Below are 17,968 nucleotides of genomic sequence, written 5' to 3'. Positions count from 1 at the left end.
AAAGCTATAATCATACCCGTGGAAACCTTCGATACCGACCCCGAACGGCCCAGCAAATCCCAGAAGAAGCGCGAAATGAACGCGCTGCAGGATCTGGGGGAAGCGCTGGTCGCCCTCTCTACCGATCAACTGAAAAAGATCGATCTCCCCGACGACCTGCGCGCCGCGGTGCGCGACGCCCAGCGCTTCGGCAGCCACGGCGCGCGCCGGCGCCAGATGCAGTACATCGGCAAGCTGATGCGGGCGGTCGAGCCGGCGCCGATCCAGGCCGCGCTGGACGAGATCAACGGCGTCTCCGCCGCCGCCAACGCCCGCCTGCACGGGCTGGAGCGCCAGCGCCAGCGCTTGCTGGAGAACGAGAACGTGATCGGCGAGATCGCGCGCGAATATCCCGGCACCGACATCCAGTATCTGCGCCAGTTGCGCCGCAACGCCCTGAAGGAGCAGGAACTGGGCAAGCCGCCGCGGGCCTTCCGCGAAATTTTCCAGGTGCTGAAAAATCTGGTGGACGCCGGTGCCGCCGACACACCCGACGTTATGACGGAAGAGCGGGAAGACACGTATGACTGACGAACTGCTGATCGGCCTGGTCTCGATTTCCGACCGGGCCTCCGCCGGCGACTACCAGGACCAGGGCATCCCCGCGCTGCGGGAGTGGTTCGGCGCCGCGCTGGCCAGCCCCTGGCGCATGGAGACGCGGCTGATTCCCGACGAACAGGCGCTGATCGAAAAGACCCTGATCGAACTGTGCGACGAGGTCGGCTGCCACCTGGTGCTGACCACCGGCGGCACCGGCCCGGCGCCGCGCGACGTGACGCCCGAGGCCACCCTGGCCGTGGCCCACAAGGTGATGCCCGGCTTCGGCGAGCAGATGCGGCAGATCTCGCTGCGGTTCGTGCCCACCGCCATCCTCTCGCGCCAGGTCGGCGTGATCCGTGGCAAAACCCTGATCCTGAATCTGCCCGGCCAGCCCAAGTCGATCAAGGAGACGCTGGAAGACGTCAAGGACGCCGAGGGCAAGCAGGTCGTGCCCGGCATCTTCGCCGCCGTGCCGTACTGCATCGACCTGATCGGCGGACCTTACGCCGAGACCCACGAAGCGGTAGTGAAGGCCTTCCGCCCGAAATCAGCGCTGCGGCGCTGATTTGGCTCGCCCCTCTTCGGCTCGCCCCCCTTCGCCCCCGGAGGGGGTTCGATACGGCTCGCTGCGCTCGGATGTTTGGGGGAACGTTGTAGCGGCACCGATAGGTTGCGGCTGGCGCCGCGTGGCGCTTTTCCTTGCGGCGGCCCGGCGGAAAAGCTCCGTCGGACTCCCCCTTGGTACCTCCCCTCCGGCCGTCAGGCCGCCCAGCCGTTCAACAGATGCAGGCCCCAGGCCACGCCGAAGCCGGTCAGGTCGCTGGCCGTGGCGCCCAGGCCGCCGCTGCAACTGGAGGCGGAGAGGTCCACGTGCAGCCAGGGCCGCTCGCCGGTGAAGCGTTTGAGGAAGCGGGCGGCGAGGATGTGGTCGGCTTCGCCTTCCATCGTGCATTGCTTGATGTCGGCGACCTTGGAGTCGAGGGCCGGCTCGTAGTCCTCGTCCATCGGGAACGCGCAGACCCGTTCCCCGCTGGCGCGGCCGGCCGTCACGGCGAGCGCCGCCAGCGCCTCGTCGCTGGCGAAGACGCCGGAATAGCGGCTGCCGAGCGCGGCGTGCATGCTGCCGGTGAGGGTGGCGAAATCGACGATCAGGTCCGGGCGCTGCCTGCCGTCGCCGCGGCTGGCCAGGGTCAGGGCATCGGCCAGCACCATGCGTCCCTCGGCATCGGTATGCACCACCTCGATGCTGGTGCCGTCCAGCGCGGTGACGATGTCGTTCTGCTTGTAGGCGCCGGGCGACAGATGGTTGTGGGCGATCGCCAGCCAGGCATCCACGGCGATGGGCAGCCTGAGTTCGGTAATGGCCTGGAACAGGCCGAGGACCACGGCGGAGCCGTTCATGTCCTCGTGCATCCCCTGCATGTAGCGGGCCGGCTTCAGGTTGTGGCCGCCGGTATCGAAGCAGATGCCCTTGCCCACCAGGGCGACGCTGCGCCCCTTCGCGTTGCGCGGACGATGGCGCAGGCGCACGATGGCCGCGTCCTGATGATCCGAGCCCTGGGCGACCGCGCAGAACGCGCCGGCCCCCAGTTTCTTCAGACGCCTGAAGTCGTACTCCTCGATCTGCCAGCCCTGGGCCGCGGCCAGTTGGCGGATGCGGCGGCGATAGTCGGCCGGGGTCAGTTCGTTGGGCGGCAGGGCGGTCAGTTCGCGGGCCAGGGTGTTGGCACGGGCCAGCGCGGCGACCGGAGCGAAGCTCCCCGCGTTGCCGGCGCCGAAATAGTCGATACGGCCCAGCGCGCGCGGCGCCTTTTTTTTCCGCGCCGGCAGCGACACGCCGTTGAGCCAGGCGACATACACGGCGTCGCGCGCCAGATCGGGGTCCGGCGTCCGCGCCACGATGGCGAGCGCCGCCGGTTTTTCCTCCAGCAACGGCAGCAGTGCCTTGCGCAGCAGACTCAGACGCTCGAAGCGCGACTGTGCGGCGTCGGCCATCGCCAGCACCATCCGGCCGCCGCCCGGCAGGTCCATTGCCTGCGGCGTCTTGGCCAGATCCGCGACCTTGGTCTCGCGCCGGGCCAGCACCGCCCGCCATTGTTCCCGCGCCGGCAGATCGGCGGGCAGATCCTTCAGCGGGGGCAGCAGCCAGAGCTGGTGCTGGGGAGCGGATGCGCCGGGCAGACCGGCATGGCAGCGGAGTTGGGCGAGGTTTATGGGCATTGGGCGGGCCATCCATTAGAATTTGGGTCAAGATTTTATCCTGCCGTCCCACTCTCCCATGCGCCAGTACCTCGACCTGATGAAGCACGTGCTCGAACATGGGCATGAAAAATCCGACCGCACCGGCACCGGCACCCGCTCGGTCTTCGGCTGGCAGATGCGTTTCGACCTGGCCGCCGGCTTCCCGCTGCTGACCACCAAGAAGCTGCACACCCGCTCCATCATCCACGAACTGCTCTGGTTCCTGATGGGCGAGACCAACATCCGCTACCTGAAGGACCACGGAGTCTCGATCTGGGACGAATGGGCCGACGCCAACGGCGATCTGGGGCCCGTCTATGGCCACCAGTGGCGCCACTGGCCTGACGGCAAGGGCGGCGAGATCGACCAGATTGCGCAACTGATCGAGGGCCTGAAAAAGAATCCGGACTCGCGCCGCCACATCGTCAGCGCCTGGAATCCCGGCGACATCCCGCGCATGAAACTGCCGCCCTGCCATGCGCTGTTCCAGTTCTACGTGGCTCCTTCGACCGGCTCAGGACAGGCGGCGAAATTGAGCTGCCAGCTCTACCAGCGCAGCGCCGACATCTTCCTCGGCGTGCCGTTCAACATCGCCTCCTATGCGCTGTTCACCCACATGGTGGCCCAGGTTTGCGGCTACCAGGCGGGCGACTTCGTCTGGACCGGAGGCGACTGCCACCTCTACTCCAATCATCTGGAGCAGGCCCGGCTGCAACTCGCGCGCGAACCGCGCGCCCTGCCGACGCTGCGCATCGATCCGGCGGTGCGCGACATCTTCGCCTTCCGCTTCGAGGACTTCGCCCTGGAAGGCTACGACCCCCACCCCCACATCGCGGCGCCGGTCGCCGTATAGGAAATGGAGCTTTTCCGCCGCGCCGCCCCGGATGATGGCGAAGGGATGGAATGCCGAAAAAGCTTTTCCGCCGCGCCGCCGCAAGGAAAAGCGCCACGCGGCGCCAGCCGCAACCTATCGGTGCCGCTACAACGTTCCCCCAAACATCCGAGCGCAGCGAGCCGTATCGAACCCCCTCCGGGGGCGAAGGGGGGAGCCATACTCTCCCCCCCGGAGGGGGGCGAAGGGGGGCGAGCCTCATGATGCAGAGTGCTCTTTCCGCATCATGAAACTCTGCGGCGACATCGGCGGCACCAAGGCCCTGCTGGCGCTGACGGACGATGAGGGTGCGCTCCACGCCCGGTGCCGGCTGGAGTGCGCCGACTTCGCCGACTTCCCCGCCTTGCTGGCCGACTACCTGGAGCGCAGCGGGATCGCGCCCGGCGCCCTGGCCGGCGGTTGCCTGGCGGTGGCGGGCCCGGTCGCCGACGATGGCGGCAGCGCCCGGCTCACCAACCTGCCGTGGACCCTCGATGCCGGCGAACTCCGCCGGCGCTTCGGCCTGCCCGCGCTGACCCTGATCAACGACTTCGCCGCGGCGGCCCTGGGCGTCACGACCATCGGGGCGGGTTCCCTGGTCACCCTGCAAGCGGGCGCGCCCCTCGCGCAGGGCGTGAAGCTGGTGGTGGGGGCCGGCACCGGCCTGGGCATGGCGGTGCTGGTGCCGACCGCGGCCGGCTGGCGGGTATTGCCCGGCGAGGGCGGCCACGCCGCCTTCGCGCCGGCCGACGAGGCGCAGCTGGCGCTGTGGCGCCATCTCCACGCCCGCCACGGCCGCGTCGGTTGGGAGCATGTGGTTTCGGGCATGGGCATCGCCGCGATACATCGCTTTCTCGGCGGCGCCGACCTGGAGCCGCAAGCCATCGCCGCGGCGGCGCTGGCCGCTTCCCCCGGCGCCCCCGAGGGCGTCGAACAGCGCACGCTGGATCTGTTTCTCGCCGCCTACGGCGCCTTCGCCGGCGACATGGCCCTGGCCCTGATGGCCCGCGGCGGCGTCTATCTCGCCGGCGGCATCGCCGCGAAAATCCTGCCGCTGCTGCGATCCGGCGGTTTCATGGCGGCCTTCAACGCCAAGGATGGGCACAGCGAGCTGGCCGCCCGCATGCCGGTGCATGTCGTCACCGACGCGGAACTGGGCCTCAAGGGCGCGGCCGCGGCAATCGAATTTTGACGCAGGACAAAAACGCCAAGCCGCTCACCGGCCGTCGTCGATCGGCCGCCATCGATCACAATGGAATGGCCTTTGCGGGGTGCCGGACCGGGTGCTAAAAAGAATATCCAGTGTCTTCCGGGACACTGTTGTTTTTTTGTGGAGGAAACATGATGTCCACTGCAAGCGCCTCAGTCAGCCGCGCCCGTCCCGCCAGCGCATCCGCAAAAACCGTCCCGGCCGCCAGGCCGGTTGCCGCCGCCCCCAAAGCTCCGGAGAAAACCACCGCCGCGAGAAAATCGCCGCGCCGCAAGGCACCCGCGCTCTCCACCGAGCAACGTCAGCAGTATGTGGAAGTGGCCGCCTACTACATTGCCGAGCAGCGGGGTTTCGATGGCAGCAAAGCGCTGGAGGACTGGCTCCAGGCCGAGATCGAGGTCGACCACCTGCTGCGCAAGGGGCTGATCAGTCCCTGAGCGGCAGCAAGACGATCCCCGCCAGGGGCGGCAAGGTCAGCGCAAGGCTCGCCGGATAGCCCCCCCAGGGATCGGCGCCTGCATGGAGCCCCTCGCCGTTGCCGACGTTGCCGCCGCCGTAATGAGATGAGTCGCTGTTGAAGATTTCCCGATAGCCGCCGGCCCGGGGAACGCCGATGCGATAGCCGGTGCGCGGCACCGGGGTGAGGTTCAGCACCACCACGGCATGACTGCCGTCCCGGGCCAGGCGCAGCCAGGACAGCACGGACTGGTCCGCATCGTGACAGTCGATCCAGGAGAATCCCCGAGGCTCGAAGTCCAGTTCATGAAAAGGTGGCAGTTCCCGATGAAGCCGGTTCAAGTCCCGCACCAGCCGCTGCACACCGTCATGCAACGGGTGTCGCAGCAGGTTCCAGGGCAGTTCTCCGCCCTCGCTCCATTCCCAGGGCTGGGCCAGTTCGCCGCCCATGAACATGAGCTTCTTGCCGGGGCTGGTCATCTGGTAGGTCAGCAGCGCCCGCAGGTTGGCGAAGCGCTGCCACTCGTCCCCCGGCATCTTGCCGAGCAGCGAGCCCTTGCCATGGACCACCTCGTCGTGGGACAGCGGCAGGACGAAATTCTCCGTGTAGGCATAGAGCTGGCCGAACGTCAGGCGGTCGTGGTGGTAGCGCCGATGCACCGGGTCCTGCCTCATGTAGTCGAGGGTGTCGTTCATCCAGCCCATGTTCCATTTCATCGAGAAGCCCAGCCCCCCGAGATACACCGGCCGCGACACCATCGGCCAGGCGGTGGATTCCTCGGCGATGGTGAGCGCGCCGGGGAATTCCCGATGCACCATTTCGTTCAGCGCCTGCAGGAAGGCGATCGCCTCCAGGTTCTCCCGTCCGCCATGGCGGTTGGGCCGCCACTCGCCGGCCTTGCGCGAGTAGTCGAGGTAGATCATCGACGCCACCGCATCCACCCGCAGCCCGTCGATGTGGAACTCGGACAGCCACCAGTGGGCGCTCGACATCAGGAAGCTCTTCACTTCGTTGCGGCCGTAGTTGAAGACGTGCGTGCCCCAGTCGGGATGGATCTTCTGGCCCGGGTCCTCGTGCTCGTAGAGCGCCGAGCCGTCGAAATGCGCCAGCGCCCACTCATCCGCGGGGAAGTGGCCCGGCACCCAGTCCAGGATCACGCCGATGCCGGCCTGATGGCAGGCATCCACCAGGAAGCGGAAGTCGTCCGGCGTGCCGAAGCGGGAACTCGGCGCGAAGAAACCGGTGCATTGGTAGCCCCAGGATTCGTCCAGCGGATGCTCCATCACCGGCATCAGTTCGAGATGGGTATAACCCATGTCCTTGACATAAGACACGAGATGCTCGGCCAATTCCCGGTAACTGTAGAAGCGGCCGTCGGGATGGCGCATCCAGGAGCCGGGATGCACCTCGTAGATCGACAGCGGACTGCCCAGCCAGTCCCAGGACCGCCGCGCCGCCATCCAGGCGTCGTCCCGCCACGCATGCGAGGAGGCCGCCACCCGCGCCGCCGTCGCCGGCCGCCGCTCGAACCAGCGCGCGTAGGGGTCCGCCTTGGTCATCACCGCCCCGCTGTGGCGGTTGCGGATCTCGAACTTGTAGAGCGTGCCCGGCGCCAGGTCCGGAATGAACAATTCCCAGCAGCCCGAGCCGCCGAGCGCGGCCATCGGGTGCGTGCGTCCGTCCCAGCGGTTGAAGTCGCCCACCACCGATACCCGCCCCGCGTTGGGCGCCCAGGCGCGGAAACACACCCCCGCGACGCCGCCCCGCGCCTCGCCGAACGCGCCGAGCAGGCGATAGGCCTGGCAGTTGCTGCCTTCGGCGAACAGGAACAGGTCGTGCTCCGAAGCGCGCGGCGGATGCGCGTAGGGGTCGCGCAAGCGCAGCCGCTGCCCCTGCTCCTCGATCAACAGCCAATAGGACTCGGGACGCGCCGCGCCGCGCCATTCGAACAGGGCGGAGCCCCCCACCCTGGCCATCGGTGCCGCATGGCCGTCGATCTCGAGCTCGATCCGAATGGCATGGGGACGCAGTACCCGCAGGCACCAGCCGCTGCCCTCGGCATGGACGCCGAGCAGCGCGAAGGGGTCGTGCTCGCGGGCTTCCAGCAGGGCTTTGAACTTTTTTTCCATCGCGCCATCCATCTCATGTTGGGGTATTGTAGCGGCAGCCATAGCGTGAAACGGCGAATCGGAATGGCTGGTCGAACAGTCGAGCACAGCGAGCCAGGCGGCAGTCGTCTTCCCCGCGAGGGAGGCGAAGGCGGGGTTGCGCGGCGGTCTGCGCGAAGATCGCCGTGGGTGGAAGGAAGGGGGCGGGCCGATTCACCTGTGCCCGCTTCGTCCTCCACGCCCGCCACGAGTGTGGCCTGGCATCATGGGCGTCAGGAGGACTTCTTGTGATTCCAAACGATCCACACGTCGGCGATTTCCTCGCCGAGTCTGGCCGCTTCGTCAGCCATCTCACGCGCAGCACCTTCGCCATGGTGCTGGCCGGCGGTCGCGGCAGCCGCCTGATGCAGATGACCGACTGGCGCGCCAAACCGGCGGTGCCGTTCGGCGGCAAGTTCCGCATCATCGACTTCACGCTGTCCAACTGCGTCAATTCCGGCATCCGCCGCATCGGCGTCGCCACCCAGTACAAGGCCCAGAGCCTGATCCATCATCTACAGCGGGGCTGGAGCTTCCTCGACGGCCGCTTCGACGAATACATCGAACTGCTGCCGGCCCAGCAGCAGTTGGGGGAAAACTGGTACCTGGGCACCGCCGACGCGGTGTACCAGAATCTGCATGTCCTGCGCCGGGCCCATCCGCGCTTCGTGATGATCCTCTCCGGCGACCACATCTACAAGATGGACTACGGCCGCATGCTGGCACAGCATGCGCAAAACGGCGCCGACCTGACCGTCGCCTGCATGGAAGTGCCGATCGAGGAAGCGTCGGCCTTCGGCATCATGGCCATCGACGAACGGCAGCGGATCACCCAGTTCGTCGAAAAGCCGGCCGACCCGCCCTGCATCCCCGGCCGGCCGCAACGGGCGCTGGCCAGCATGGGCGTCTACATCTTCGACGCCGACTATCTGTTCGAGCAACTGGTGCGGGACGCGGACACCCCCGGCTCCGGCCATGACTTCGGCAACGATCTGATTCCCCATGCCGTCGCCCACCACAAGGTGTACGCCCACAACTTCCGCGAGAGCTGCGTCGGCACCGGCGCCTCGGGCCAGCCCTACTGGCGCGACGTGGGCACGGTGGATGCCTATTGGGAAGCCAGCCTGGAACTGACCAAGGTCACGCCGGAACTCGACATGTACGAATCGCAATGGCCGATCTGGACCTACCAGGAACAACTGCCGCCCGCCAAGTTCGTCTTCGACGACGACAATCGCCGCGGCATGGCGGTGGATTCCCTGGTCTCCGGCGGCGACATCATCAGCGGCGCCACGGTGCGCCGCTCCCTGCTGTTCTCGCGGGTCTTCGTCCATAGCTACAGCGAGATCGAGGACTCGGTGATCCTGCCCAAGGTCGACATCGGCCGGCACTCCAGGCTGCGCCGCGTGGTGGTGGACAAGCACTGCGTCATCCCGCCGGGGAGCGTGATCGGCTTCGACCCGGAGCAGGACCGGCAGCGTTTCCACGTCACCAAAAAAGGCGTCACCCTGGTCACCCCGGAGATGCTGGGACAGCGGCGTCTCCATATTCGCTGACGGATATGACTTCGACGAAGGCGCCCGAAACATGAACGCCATATCCGCCCCCCTCACCCCCCACCCCTCTCCCGCAAGGGGGGGAGGTGAGCTTTCAGAAGTCGCTACGCGCCTTCCACGTTAAGGACGGCCGCCATGTCCCTCGACCTCGTCTTCCTCTGGCACATGCATCAGCCGGACTACCGCAACCATGACAGCGGGGAGCACGTGCTGCCCTGGGTCTATCTGCACGCGCTGAAGGACTACGCCGACATGGCGGCGCATCTGGAGCGCCACCCGGCGATTCGCGCGGTGGTGAATTTCGTGCCGGTGCTGGTGGAGCAGATCGAGGACTATTGCCGGCAGTTCGAGTTGGGGCGTTTTCGCGATCCGCTGCTGCGCCTGCTGGCCGAACCGGACCTGGACGATTTGAGCACGGCGGACCGCGCATTGCTGCTGAACGCATGTTTCCGCAGCAACCACGCCACCATGCTGACCCCATTCCCCCGCTACCAGCGGCTTCACGACCTTTACAACCTGCTGGACCGGGAAGGCGAGGTGGCGCTGCACTACCTCTCCGGCAGCTATCTCGCCGACCTGGTCACCTGGTACCACCTGGTCTGGTGCGGCGAGTCGGAGCGTCGCCAGCATCAGCTGCTGGCGGAACTGATGAGCAAAGGCGAGGGCTACAGCCTGGAAAACCGCCAACAGCTGCTGGCCCTGATCGGCCGTATCCTGCAAGGCCTGATTCCCCGTTACCGCGCGCTGCAGGAGCGGGGGCAGATCGAGCTCTCCGCCACGCCGCAGACCCACCCGCTGGCGCCGCTGCTGCTCGATTTCCAGGCCGCGCGCGAAAGCCTGCCCGAAGCGCCGCTGCCGCTGGCCGTCGAGTACCCCGGCGGCCGCACGCGGGTGGCGACGCAGATCGAACAGGGCCGTCAATCGCACCAGCGCTATTTCGGCGCCGCGCCGGCGGGCATGTGGCCGGCGGAGGGCGCGATCTCCACGCCGCTGCTGCCGCTCCTGGCGGCCGGCGGCTGCCGCTGGATCGCCAGCGGCCAGGGCGTGCTCAGGCACAGCCTGAGAACCCAGGGCATCCGCGACGAACAGGCGCCCTACCATCCCTGGCGTTGCGGCGCGGCGCCGACGCTGACCCTGTTCTTCCGCGATGAACGGCTCTCCGACCTGATCGGCTTCGAATACGCGAAATGGCATGGCCGCGACGCCGCGCGCCATTTCGTCGCCCAGCTCGAAGCCATCGAGGCCGCCGCGCCGGAGGGCGCGACGCCCGTGGTCAGCGTCATCCTCGATGGCGAGAACGCCTGGGAACACTACCCCTACAACGCCTACTATTTCTTCGACGACCTCTACGCCCTGCTCGAGCAGCACCCCACGATCCGCACCGCCACCTACCGCGAACTGCTCGACCGCGATCCGCCGCCGGCCGCCGCCACGCTGCCGGCGATCACCGCCGGCAGCTGGGTGTTCGGCACGCTGTCGACCTGGATCGGCGATGCCGACAAGAACCGGGCGTGGGACCTGCTGTGTTCCGCCAAGCGCAGCTACGACCTGGTCCTCTCCAGCGGCCGCCTGTCGGCCGAGGAACGGGCGCGGGCCGAGGCCCAACTGGCGATCTGCGAAAGCTCCGACTGGTTCTGGTGGTTCGGCGACTACAACCCGCAAGGCGCAGTCGCCAGCTTCGACCATCTCTACCGCGACAATCTGCGCCGGCTTTACCGGCTGCTGCAGATCCAGCCGCCGCCCCAGCTCGACGTGCCGATCTCGGCGGGCAGCGAATCGGCCCAGGGCGGCGGCGCCATGAGGAGGGTCGCGTGAGCGGCGCCAGCGGTCCCATCTCCCTGCTGCTCGGCGTCCACGCCCACCAGCCGGTGGGTAATTTCCCGGCCGTCATCGACGACGCGCACCTGCGCTGCTACGGGATGTTCCTGCGCACCCTGGCGAACTACCCGGACTTCCATTTCACGGTGCATTTTTCCGGCTGGCTGCTGGACGTGCTGCTCGCACGCTTCCCCGACGACATGGCGCTGCTGGCAGCCATGACCCGGCGCGGCCAGGTGGAGTGGTTCGGCTCCGGCGACTGCGAGCCGGTACTGGCGGCGATTCCCCACCGCGACAGGGTCAGCCAGTTGTTGGCCCTGTCCGACAAGATCGAGCATCGCTTCGGCCAGCGCCCCCAGGGCGCCTGGCTCACCGAGCGGGTCTGGGAAGCCGGCGTGGTGCCGGCGCTGGTCGAGTCGGGCATCCGTTACGTGGCGGTGGACGACTACCATTTCCTGTGCACCGGCCAGCCGGCGGACAGGCTCGACGGCTACTGGAGCACCGAGGAGGACGGCCAGCGCCTGGATCTGTTCCCCATTTCCGAGCAGGCCCGCTACCGCCTGCCCTTCTCACCGGCCCATGAGGCCGTGGCCTGGCTGGAAGACCTGGCGCGGCAGGGGCGGCAGGGCGCGATCTATTTCGACGACATCGAGAAGTTCGGCATCTGGCCGGAAACCTATCGCTGGGTCTACGAACAGGGCTGGCTGACCCAGTTCATCGAGGGCGTGCTGGCCTCGCCCCTGATCCGCACCGCCCACTTCGGCGCGTTCCATCGGCGGCAGCCGACGCGGGGCGTGATCTACCTGCCGACGGTGTCCTACATCGAGATGAACGAATGGACCCTGCCCGCCTCCGGCGCGCGCGGCTACCACGCATTGGTGGAAGTGGAGAAGCGGCAGGGGCGCTACGAGAACTCCAAGCCCTTCCTGCGCGGCGGCATCTGGCGCAATTTCTTTTCCCGCTACGCGGAATCCAACTGGCTGCACAAGCGCATGCTGAGCGCCTCCCGGCGTCTGGCGGCCCTGCCCGCGCCGGCGCGGACGCCGGAGATGCGGCGGATGCTGCACCAGGCGCAGGCCAACGACGCCTATTGGCACGGCCTGTTCGGCGGCATCTACCTGCCTCACCTGCGTCGTGCCGTCTGGCACAACCTGCTGCGGCTGGAAGCGGCGCTGGACGCCATCGCACCGCGCCCGCCGCGGGAGCGGCTGGATGCCGACCTGGATGGCCACGACGAGACCTTCCTGCGCTCCGCCGCGCTGCAGGCCGTCTGCCGCGACGACGGCCGCGCCGCCCTGATCGAACTGGCCGCCTACGCGCCCGGCCACAATTTCGGCGACACCCTGCGCCGCTACGACGAGGCCTATTACGACAAGATCGCGCAGGCGCTCCAGTCCAGCCAGGCGAGCGCCGAGCCGGACAGCGGCATCGCCTCGGCCCACGACCGGGTGGCCTTCCGCCACGACATCGGCATCGAGGACACGCGCCCCGACGCGGAGCCGCGCGTGCTGTTCCTCGACACCTGGATCGCCGCCGACGGCACGCGCCACGCACTCGACCACTACCAGCCACTGGACCCGCCACGGGACCATGAATGCGCCGCCTTCGGCGTCGCGGGGCCGGGCTGGCGGATCGAGAAGCGCTATGCCGTCGACGGCGCCCGGTTGCGCGTCACCTACCACGCGCAGGGCATGGGCAAGGACTCGGGCGGCCGCCTGGAAACCCGGCTCAACCTGGCCATGCCCAGCTGCGACGGCTATGGCGGTCGCTACATCCTCGCCGACGGCGGCATCCCCTGCGGCTTCGGCCAGGAACTGGAGCTCGCGGCGCTCACCAGCCTCACCCTCGACGACGACGAACTGGGCGGCGCGCTGCTGCTCCAGTGCCCGCCCGCGACGCTGCGCGCCCGGCCGCACCACACCGTGTCGCAATCGGAAGCCGGCTTCGAGCGCGTGATGCAGGCCGCGGAACTGACGCTGGACTGGCCCCTGGAGGACGGCGAGTTCTCCGTCAGCCTGGAATACCGGCCCCGCACATCCTGATTCTTATTTTCAAGAGGTACGCCATGCCTGGAACGCCCTACCTGTTGGAGGTCAACCCGCGTCTGCCGGCCAATCTGGCCCGGCTCGACGAACTGGCCAACGATCTCTGGTATAGCTGGGACCGCCCCACCCGCTCGCTCTTCGTGCGCCTCGGGCACAAGCTCTGGAACGCGGCGGGCCACAGCCCCAAGGCCTTTCTCAAACGCGTGGACCAGCACCGCCTCGACGCCGCGGCGGAAGACCCGGTCTACCTGGGCATGTTGGCGCGGGTGCTGTCCGCCTACGACAACTACCACAACACCACGCCCTCGCGGCATCACGTCGCCCACATGGGGGACGGCGATTGCATCGCCTATTTCTGCGCCGAGTTCGGCTTCCACGAGAGCCTGCCGATCTACTCCGGCGGCCTGGGCATCCTCGCCGGCGACCATTGCAAGACCGCCAGCGACATGCGCCTGCCCTTCGTCGGCATCGGGCTGCTCTATCGCCAGGGCTATTTCCTGCAAACCATCGACGGCGAAGGCCACCAGGCGGCCACCTATCACGACTCGGATTTCGACGACCTGCCGATCACCCCGGTGTGCCGCAGCGACGGCAGCGAACTGCACATCCGGCTCGTCCTCGCCGGACGCAACGTGGAGGTCAAGGTATGGCAGGTCAAGGTCGGCCACGTCCGGCTCTATCTGCTGGACACCGACCTGGAGGTCAACAGCGTCCACGACCGCGACATCGGCCACCGGCTCTACGGCGGCGACCGCACCACGCGGCTGGAGCAGGAAATCATCCTCGGCACCGGCGGCGTCAAGGTCCTCGGCGAGCTCGGCATCAAACCCACCGTCTGGCACATCAACGAAGGCCACGCCGCGTTCCTGATCCTGGAGCGGATGCGCGAACTGGCCGCGGGCGGCCTGGACATCGCCAGCGCCCTCGAAGCGGTGGCCTGCAACACGGTATTCACCACCCACACCGCGGTGCCGGCCGGCCACGACCATTTCGCCGAGGACATGATCCGCCAGTATTTCGCCGCCTACTGTCAGGAGCTGGGCTGCGACATCGGCACCATCCTGGCGCTGGGACGGATGCCGGGCCACAACGAGTTCAACATGACCGCCCTGGCCGTGCGCGGCTCCCGTTTCCAGAACGGCGTGTCGAAGGTGCATGGCGAGGTCTCGGCGCGGATGCTCTCGGGGCTCTGGCCCCAGATCAGATCCAGCGACAATCCGATGGACTACGTCACCAACGGCGTGCATGTCCCGACCTTCCTCTCCGACCTCTGGCACGACACCATGGACCGGCAACTGGGGGTCGGCTGGAACCAGCGCCTCACCGATTCCCGTTGCTGGGAGGGCATCCAGCACGTCCCCGACCACGTGTTCTGGAGCATGCGCCTGGCGATCAAATCGCAGATGCTGTACCTGCTGCGCCACCGGATCGGCCAGCAGCATGCGCGCAACCAGGGTTCCCAGGCGCACCTCGACCGGCTGCTGAAATACGCCGACCCGAACAACCCCAACGTACTGACCATCGGCTTCGCCCGCCGCTTCGCCACCTACAAGCGCGCCACGCTGCTGTTCAACGACCTGGACTGGCTGCGCCAGATCGTTTCCGACCCGGAGCGCCCGGTGCTGTTCGTCTTCGCCGGCAAGGCCCACCCCGCCGACGAACCGGGGCAGGCGCTGATCCGGCGCATCGCCGAGGTCGCCGCGATGCCCGATTTCGAGGGCCGCATCCTGCTGGCCGAAGGCTACGACCTGCACCTGGGGCGGCGCCTGGTGGCCGGCGTGGATGTCTGGCTCAACAACCCGGTCTTTCCGCTCGAGGCGTCGGGCACCTCGGGCATGAAGGCGGCCATCAACGGCGTGATCAACCTCTCCGTGCTGGACGGCTGGTGGGCGGAAGGCTTCAAGGGCGCCAAGGGCGAGGAGAACGGCTGGGCGGTGAAACCGGTTTCCGACAATTACGACGAGATCCGGCGCAATCACGAGGAGGCGAGAAATCTGTACGAAGTGCTCCAGGACCAGATCATTCCCCTCTACTACGACCGCGGTCCGATGGGTTACTCGCCGGGCTGGGTGGCGATGGCCAAGCGCTCGATCGCTTCGGTGACGCCCAATTTCAGTTCCCAGCGCATGGTCAGCGACTATGTCAACAAGTTCTACCAGGCGGCCTCGCGCCAATGGCGGCTGTATCAGCACAACGGTTTTTCCGGAGCGCGCAGCATCGCCGCCTGGAAAACCAAGGTGAACCAGGCCTGGCCCGGAGTGACGCTGCAACGCCTGGACACGGCGCCGCGCCGGCTCGGTTTCGGCGAAAGCGTCCGATTCGAGGTGGCGGTGCAGCTCAACGGCCTCGATCCGACCGACATCCAGGTGGAGCTGCTGCTCGGCCGGCCCAACGGCAGCGGCCGCACCTCGCGCCGCATGCGGCTGGAGCACCAGGGCCGCCGCGAGGATGGCAGCAATCTTTATACTCTCGCGCTGACGCCGGATGTCTGCGGCAGAATCGAATATCGCATCCGGGCTTTTCCGCGCCACGAGTTGCTGACCCACCCCTTTGAAATGGGCATGATGCTCTGGTTATGACCACATCGACCACCCGGACCGATCTCTGGAAGGACCTGCGAACCCAGGCCGCTCGACTGCACAGCGCCCATCTGCGCGAGTTGTTCGCCGCCGATCCGCAGCGGTTCGCCGCCTTTTCCGTGACGGCCGAGGGGTTGCTGCTGGACTACTCCAAGCAGCGGATCGACGGGTCGGCGCTGGCGCTGCTGCGAGCCCTCTGGCAGGCGTGCGACGGGCCGTCCTGGACGGCGCGGATGTTCGCCGGCGAACCCATCAACCACACCGAGCGGCGCGCGGTCCTGCACACCGCGCTGCGCCGGGCGCCGGACCAGCCGGTGTTCTGCGCCGGGTGCGACGTGATGCCCGAGGTGGCGGCGGTCCTGGCGCAGATGCGGTCCTTCTGCCAGCGCGTGCACCAGGGCCAGTGGCGCGGCGCCAGCGGCGCGGCGGTCCGCGACGTGGTGAACATCGGCATCGGCGGCTCCGACCTCGGCCCCAGGATGGCGACCCAGGCCCTCGGCGCCTGCCGCGTGCCGGGCCTGAAGCTGCACTACGTCTCGAACGTGGATGGCGCCCACCTGGCCGCCACGCTGGCGGACCTGGAGCCGGCCAGCACCCTGTTCATCGTCGCCAGCAAGACCTTCGCCACCCAGGAGACCATGCAGAACGCCGTCTCGGCCCGGCGCTGGCTGACGGCGGCGCTCGGCGAGGCGGCCGTGGCGCGCCATTTCGTCGCCGTCTCCACCAATCTCCCGGCCGTGGCGGAATTCGGCATCGACCCCGCCAACGCCTTCGCCTTCTGGGACTGGGTCGGCGGCCGTTTCTCGCTCTGGTCGGCGATCGGTCTGCCGCTGGCGCTGGCGGTCGGCTTCGACAATTTCGAACGGATGCTGGCCGGCGGCCGGGCGATGGACCGGCATTTCCTGACCGCCCCCGTGGACGCCAATCTGCCGCTGACGCTGGCGCTGCTGGAGGTCTGGAACACCGACTTCCTCGGCGCGCCGACCCGGGCGCTGCTGCCCTACAGCCAGTCGCTGGAGTTCCTGCCGCGTTATCTGCAGCAATTGGAAATGGAGTCCAACGGCAAGCGGGTGGATCGCGACGGCCGGGCGCTGGACCATCCCGCGGCGCCCATCCTCTGGGGCGAGGTCGGCACCAACGGCCAGCACGCCTTCTTCCAATTGCTCCATCAGGGCGGCCGCCTGGTCCCCTGCGACTTCATCGCCTGCCGCGAGCCCGACCAGCCCCTGCCCGGCCATCACGCCAAGCTGCTGGCGAACTGCCTGGCCCAGAGCCAGGCCCTGATGCTGGGCAAGACCCTGACGGAAGCGCGGGCCGAACTGCTCGCCGAGGGCATCGACGCCGCGCGCGCGGACACCCTGGCGCCCTACCGGGTGTTCCCGGGCAACCAACCCTCCACCACCCTGCTGCTGCCCCGCCTCACGCCCTACACCCTGGGCCAGTTGATCGCGCTGTTCGAGCACAAGGTGTTCGCCCTGGGCGTGCTCTGGAACATCGACAGCTTCGACCAGTGGGGTGTCGAATATGGCAAGCAGCTGGCGGGACGACTGCTGCCGATGATCGAGGGCAAGGCCGCGGTCGCCGGCCTGGACGCGTCGACGGCGGGCCTGATCTCCGCTTGCCGCGCGTGCTAGGCGCGCCGCGATCGAGGCACTTCGCGCCATGGCGAACGAATGCGCCCAGGTTTCCGGAATAATCCAGCCATCCCATTCCCCAGGAAAGCATCGATGAAATTTGCAGTCCTCATTCCCGGCGCCGCGCTCGCCCTCCTGGCCGGCATCGCCAATGCCCAGGGCATCACCGCGCGCAATGCCGACGCCGTGCAACCGCGCAATGCCGGGACCATCCAGCCCCGTGCGGCCACGGCCGTGCCCGTGGCATCGCAGGCGGATGCGGTGTCGCCGCGCTATGCGCCGATGGTGGCCAGCACGGCGGTGCAGGGGCAGCGCCCGAGCGCGTGGCGCTGGCAGACGCTCGGCAACACCGAGGTGGCCGGCGAGGGCGTCGCACGCGGTTCGCAACTGACCGACATCCGCTGCGCCGGCCTCGCATGCCGCGCCTATCAGGACAGCGCCGGCGCCTGGGTCATCCGCGCCGAAGGCGGCTTTCCCGAGGCCGCCGGCCGCACACTCGAAGTGCGGCTGATGAACACCCGCACCCGGCAGCCGCAAGCCGACAGCCGCAATCGCGGAATCTTCAGCGACGGCAGCTTCCGGGACCAGATCGACACCGACCGCCTGCCGCCCGGCAGCTACGCGGTGTTCTATCTCTGGAACGAAAAGGATCACGTCTTCGCCAGCGTCACTTTCGACGTGCTGCGCCATGCCGGCACCAGCACCGGCGAGCGGAGCGGAACCGGCATGACGAGCGACAATCGGCGGGCGCTGCGCGAGACCGCGCTGCAAAACCAGCGCTGCCTGACGCTGGCCATCAATTCGGACATCCGCTGCACGCCGTAACCGCAC

General features: G+C 67.9%; 13 protein-coding genes. 11 read left to right on the top strand and 2 right to left on the bottom strand.

All coding sequences use genetic code 11. The features are described from left to right. The first annotated feature begins 18 nt into the window (after positions 1-18). Both yjgA and mog read left to right on the top strand, forming a co-directional pair. Positions 19-570: a ribosome biogenesis factor YjgA gene (gene yjgA / locus B9N43_RS14535; protein WP_261379341.1), complete on the top strand. Its 552-nt coding sequence runs from the start codon at positions 19-21 to the stop codon at positions 568-570. Continuing rightward, positions 563-1,144, top strand: coding sequence for a molybdopterin adenylyltransferase (gene mog / locus B9N43_RS14530; RefSeq protein ID WP_145842912.1), 582 nt, complete (start codon positions 563-565; stop codon positions 1,142-1,144). Before yjgA ends, mog begins: the two co-directional genes overlap by 8 nt. A gap of 194 nt (positions 1,145-1,338) precedes the next feature. Here the strand turns inward: mog and B9N43_RS14525 are convergent, their stop codons facing one another. Further along, complete coding sequence (locus B9N43_RS14525; RefSeq protein WP_145842911.1) at positions 1,339-2,799, bottom strand: M17 family metallopeptidase; 1,461 nt, start codon at positions 2,797-2,799, stop codon at positions 1,339-1,341. A 58-nt stretch (positions 2,800-2,857) separates the two neighbouring features. On the opposite strand from B9N43_RS14525, the gene B9N43_RS14520 reads away from it, so the two are divergent. The 3 genes from B9N43_RS14520 (at position 2,858) to B9N43_RS14510 (ending at position 5,338) form a co-directional block, all read left to right on the top strand. Then, entirely contained in the window at positions 2,858-3,673 is an 816-nt protein-coding gene (locus tag B9N43_RS14520; RefSeq protein ID WP_145842909.1) for a thymidylate synthase, read from the top strand. A gap of 265 nt (positions 3,674-3,938) precedes the next feature. Next, positions 3,939-4,883, top strand: coding sequence for a glucokinase (gene glk, locus B9N43_RS14515; RefSeq protein ID WP_186453842.1), 945 nt, complete (start codon positions 3,939-3,941; stop codon positions 4,881-4,883). 149 nt (positions 4,884-5,032) lie between these two features. Continuing rightward, the gene (locus B9N43_RS14510; protein WP_145842907.1) at positions 5,033-5,338 is read left to right on the top strand and encodes a DUF2934 domain-containing protein; all 306 of its coding nucleotides are present in this window, start codon (positions 5,033-5,035) and stop codon (positions 5,336-5,338) included. On the opposite strand, the gene glgB is transcribed toward B9N43_RS14510, so the two are convergent. After that, a complete protein-coding gene (glgB, locus tag B9N43_RS14505; RefSeq protein WP_261379340.1) occupies positions 5,328-7,487 on the bottom strand; it encodes a 1,4-alpha-glucan branching protein GlgB in 2,160 nt (719 codons plus the stop codon). The two genes, B9N43_RS14510 and glgB, sit on opposite strands and share 11 nt — an antisense overlap. Positions 7,488-7,753: 266 nt before the next feature. On the opposite strand from glgB, the gene glgC reads away from it, so the two are divergent. The 6 genes from glgC to B9N43_RS14475 all read left to right on the top strand — a co-directional run bounded on the left by glgC (position 7,754) and on the right by B9N43_RS14475 (position 17,962). Further along, entirely contained in the window at positions 7,754-9,061 is a 1,308-nt protein-coding gene (glgC, locus tag B9N43_RS14500; protein WP_409994720.1) for a glucose-1-phosphate adenylyltransferase, read from the top strand. 135 nt (positions 9,062-9,196) lie between these two features. After that, a complete protein-coding gene (locus tag B9N43_RS14495; RefSeq protein WP_145842905.1) occupies positions 9,197-10,876 on the top strand; it encodes a glycoside hydrolase family 57 protein in 1,680 nt (559 codons plus the stop codon). After that, complete coding sequence (locus tag B9N43_RS14490; RefSeq protein ID WP_145842904.1) at positions 10,873-12,921, top strand: alpha-amylase/4-alpha-glucanotransferase domain-containing protein; 2,049 nt, start codon at positions 10,873-10,875, stop codon at positions 12,919-12,921. Before B9N43_RS14495 ends, B9N43_RS14490 begins: the two co-directional genes overlap by 4 nt. A 23-nt stretch (positions 12,922-12,944) precedes the next feature. Continuing rightward, complete coding sequence (gene glgP, locus B9N43_RS14485) at positions 12,945-15,503, top strand: alpha-glucan family phosphorylase (RefSeq protein WP_145842903.1); 2,559 nt, start codon at positions 12,945-12,947, stop codon at positions 15,501-15,503. Next, positions 15,500-17,137, top strand: coding sequence for a glucose-6-phosphate isomerase (gene pgi / locus B9N43_RS14480; RefSeq protein WP_145842902.1), 1,638 nt, complete (start codon positions 15,500-15,502; stop codon positions 17,135-17,137). The genes glgP and pgi overlap by 4 nt, the downstream gene beginning before the upstream one ends. Positions 17,138-17,230: 93 nt before the next feature. Continuing rightward, complete coding sequence (locus B9N43_RS14475) at positions 17,231-17,962, top strand: hypothetical protein (protein WP_145842900.1); 732 nt, start codon at positions 17,231-17,233, stop codon at positions 17,960-17,962. The last annotated feature ends 6 nt before the right edge of the window (positions 17,963-17,968 follow it).

It is taken from the genome of Denitratisoma sp. DHT3, assembly GCF_007833355.1.
Lineage (GTDB): Bacteria > Pseudomonadota > Gammaproteobacteria > Burkholderiales > Rhodocyclaceae > Denitratisoma.
Note: the sequence above shows the minus strand (reverse complement) of the source record. Positions and strands in the feature narration are given on the sequence as shown.

Coding starts and splice junctions, on each gene's coding strand:
- mog (WP_145842912.1), top strand. CDS start 563: ATGACTGACGAACTGCTGATCGGCCTGGTCTCGATTTCCGACCGGGCC.
- B9N43_RS14525 (WP_145842911.1), bottom strand. CDS start 2,799: ATGCCCATAAACCTCGCCCAACTCCGCTGCCATGCCGGTCTGCCCGGC.
- B9N43_RS14520 (WP_145842909.1), top strand. CDS start 2,858: ATGCGCCAGTACCTCGACCTGATGAAGCACGTGCTCGAACATGGGCAT.
- glk (WP_186453842.1), top strand. CDS start 3,939: ATGAAACTCTGCGGCGACATCGGCGGCACCAAGGCCCTGCTGGCGCTG.
- B9N43_RS14510 (WP_145842907.1), top strand. CDS start 5,033: ATGATGTCCACTGCAAGCGCCTCAGTCAGCCGCGCCCGTCCCGCCAGC.
- glgB (WP_261379340.1), bottom strand. CDS start 7,487: ATGGAAAAAAAGTTCAAAGCCCTGCTGGAAGCCCGCGAGCACGACCCC.
- B9N43_RS14495 (WP_145842905.1), top strand. CDS start 9,197: ATGTCCCTCGACCTCGTCTTCCTCTGGCACATGCATCAGCCGGACTAC.
- glgP (WP_145842903.1), top strand. CDS start 12,945: ATGCCTGGAACGCCCTACCTGTTGGAGGTCAACCCGCGTCTGCCGGCC.
- pgi (WP_145842902.1), top strand. CDS start 15,500: ATGACCACATCGACCACCCGGACCGATCTCTGGAAGGACCTGCGAACC.
- B9N43_RS14475 (WP_145842900.1), top strand. CDS start 17,231: ATGAAATTTGCAGTCCTCATTCCCGGCGCCGCGCTCGCCCTCCTGGCC.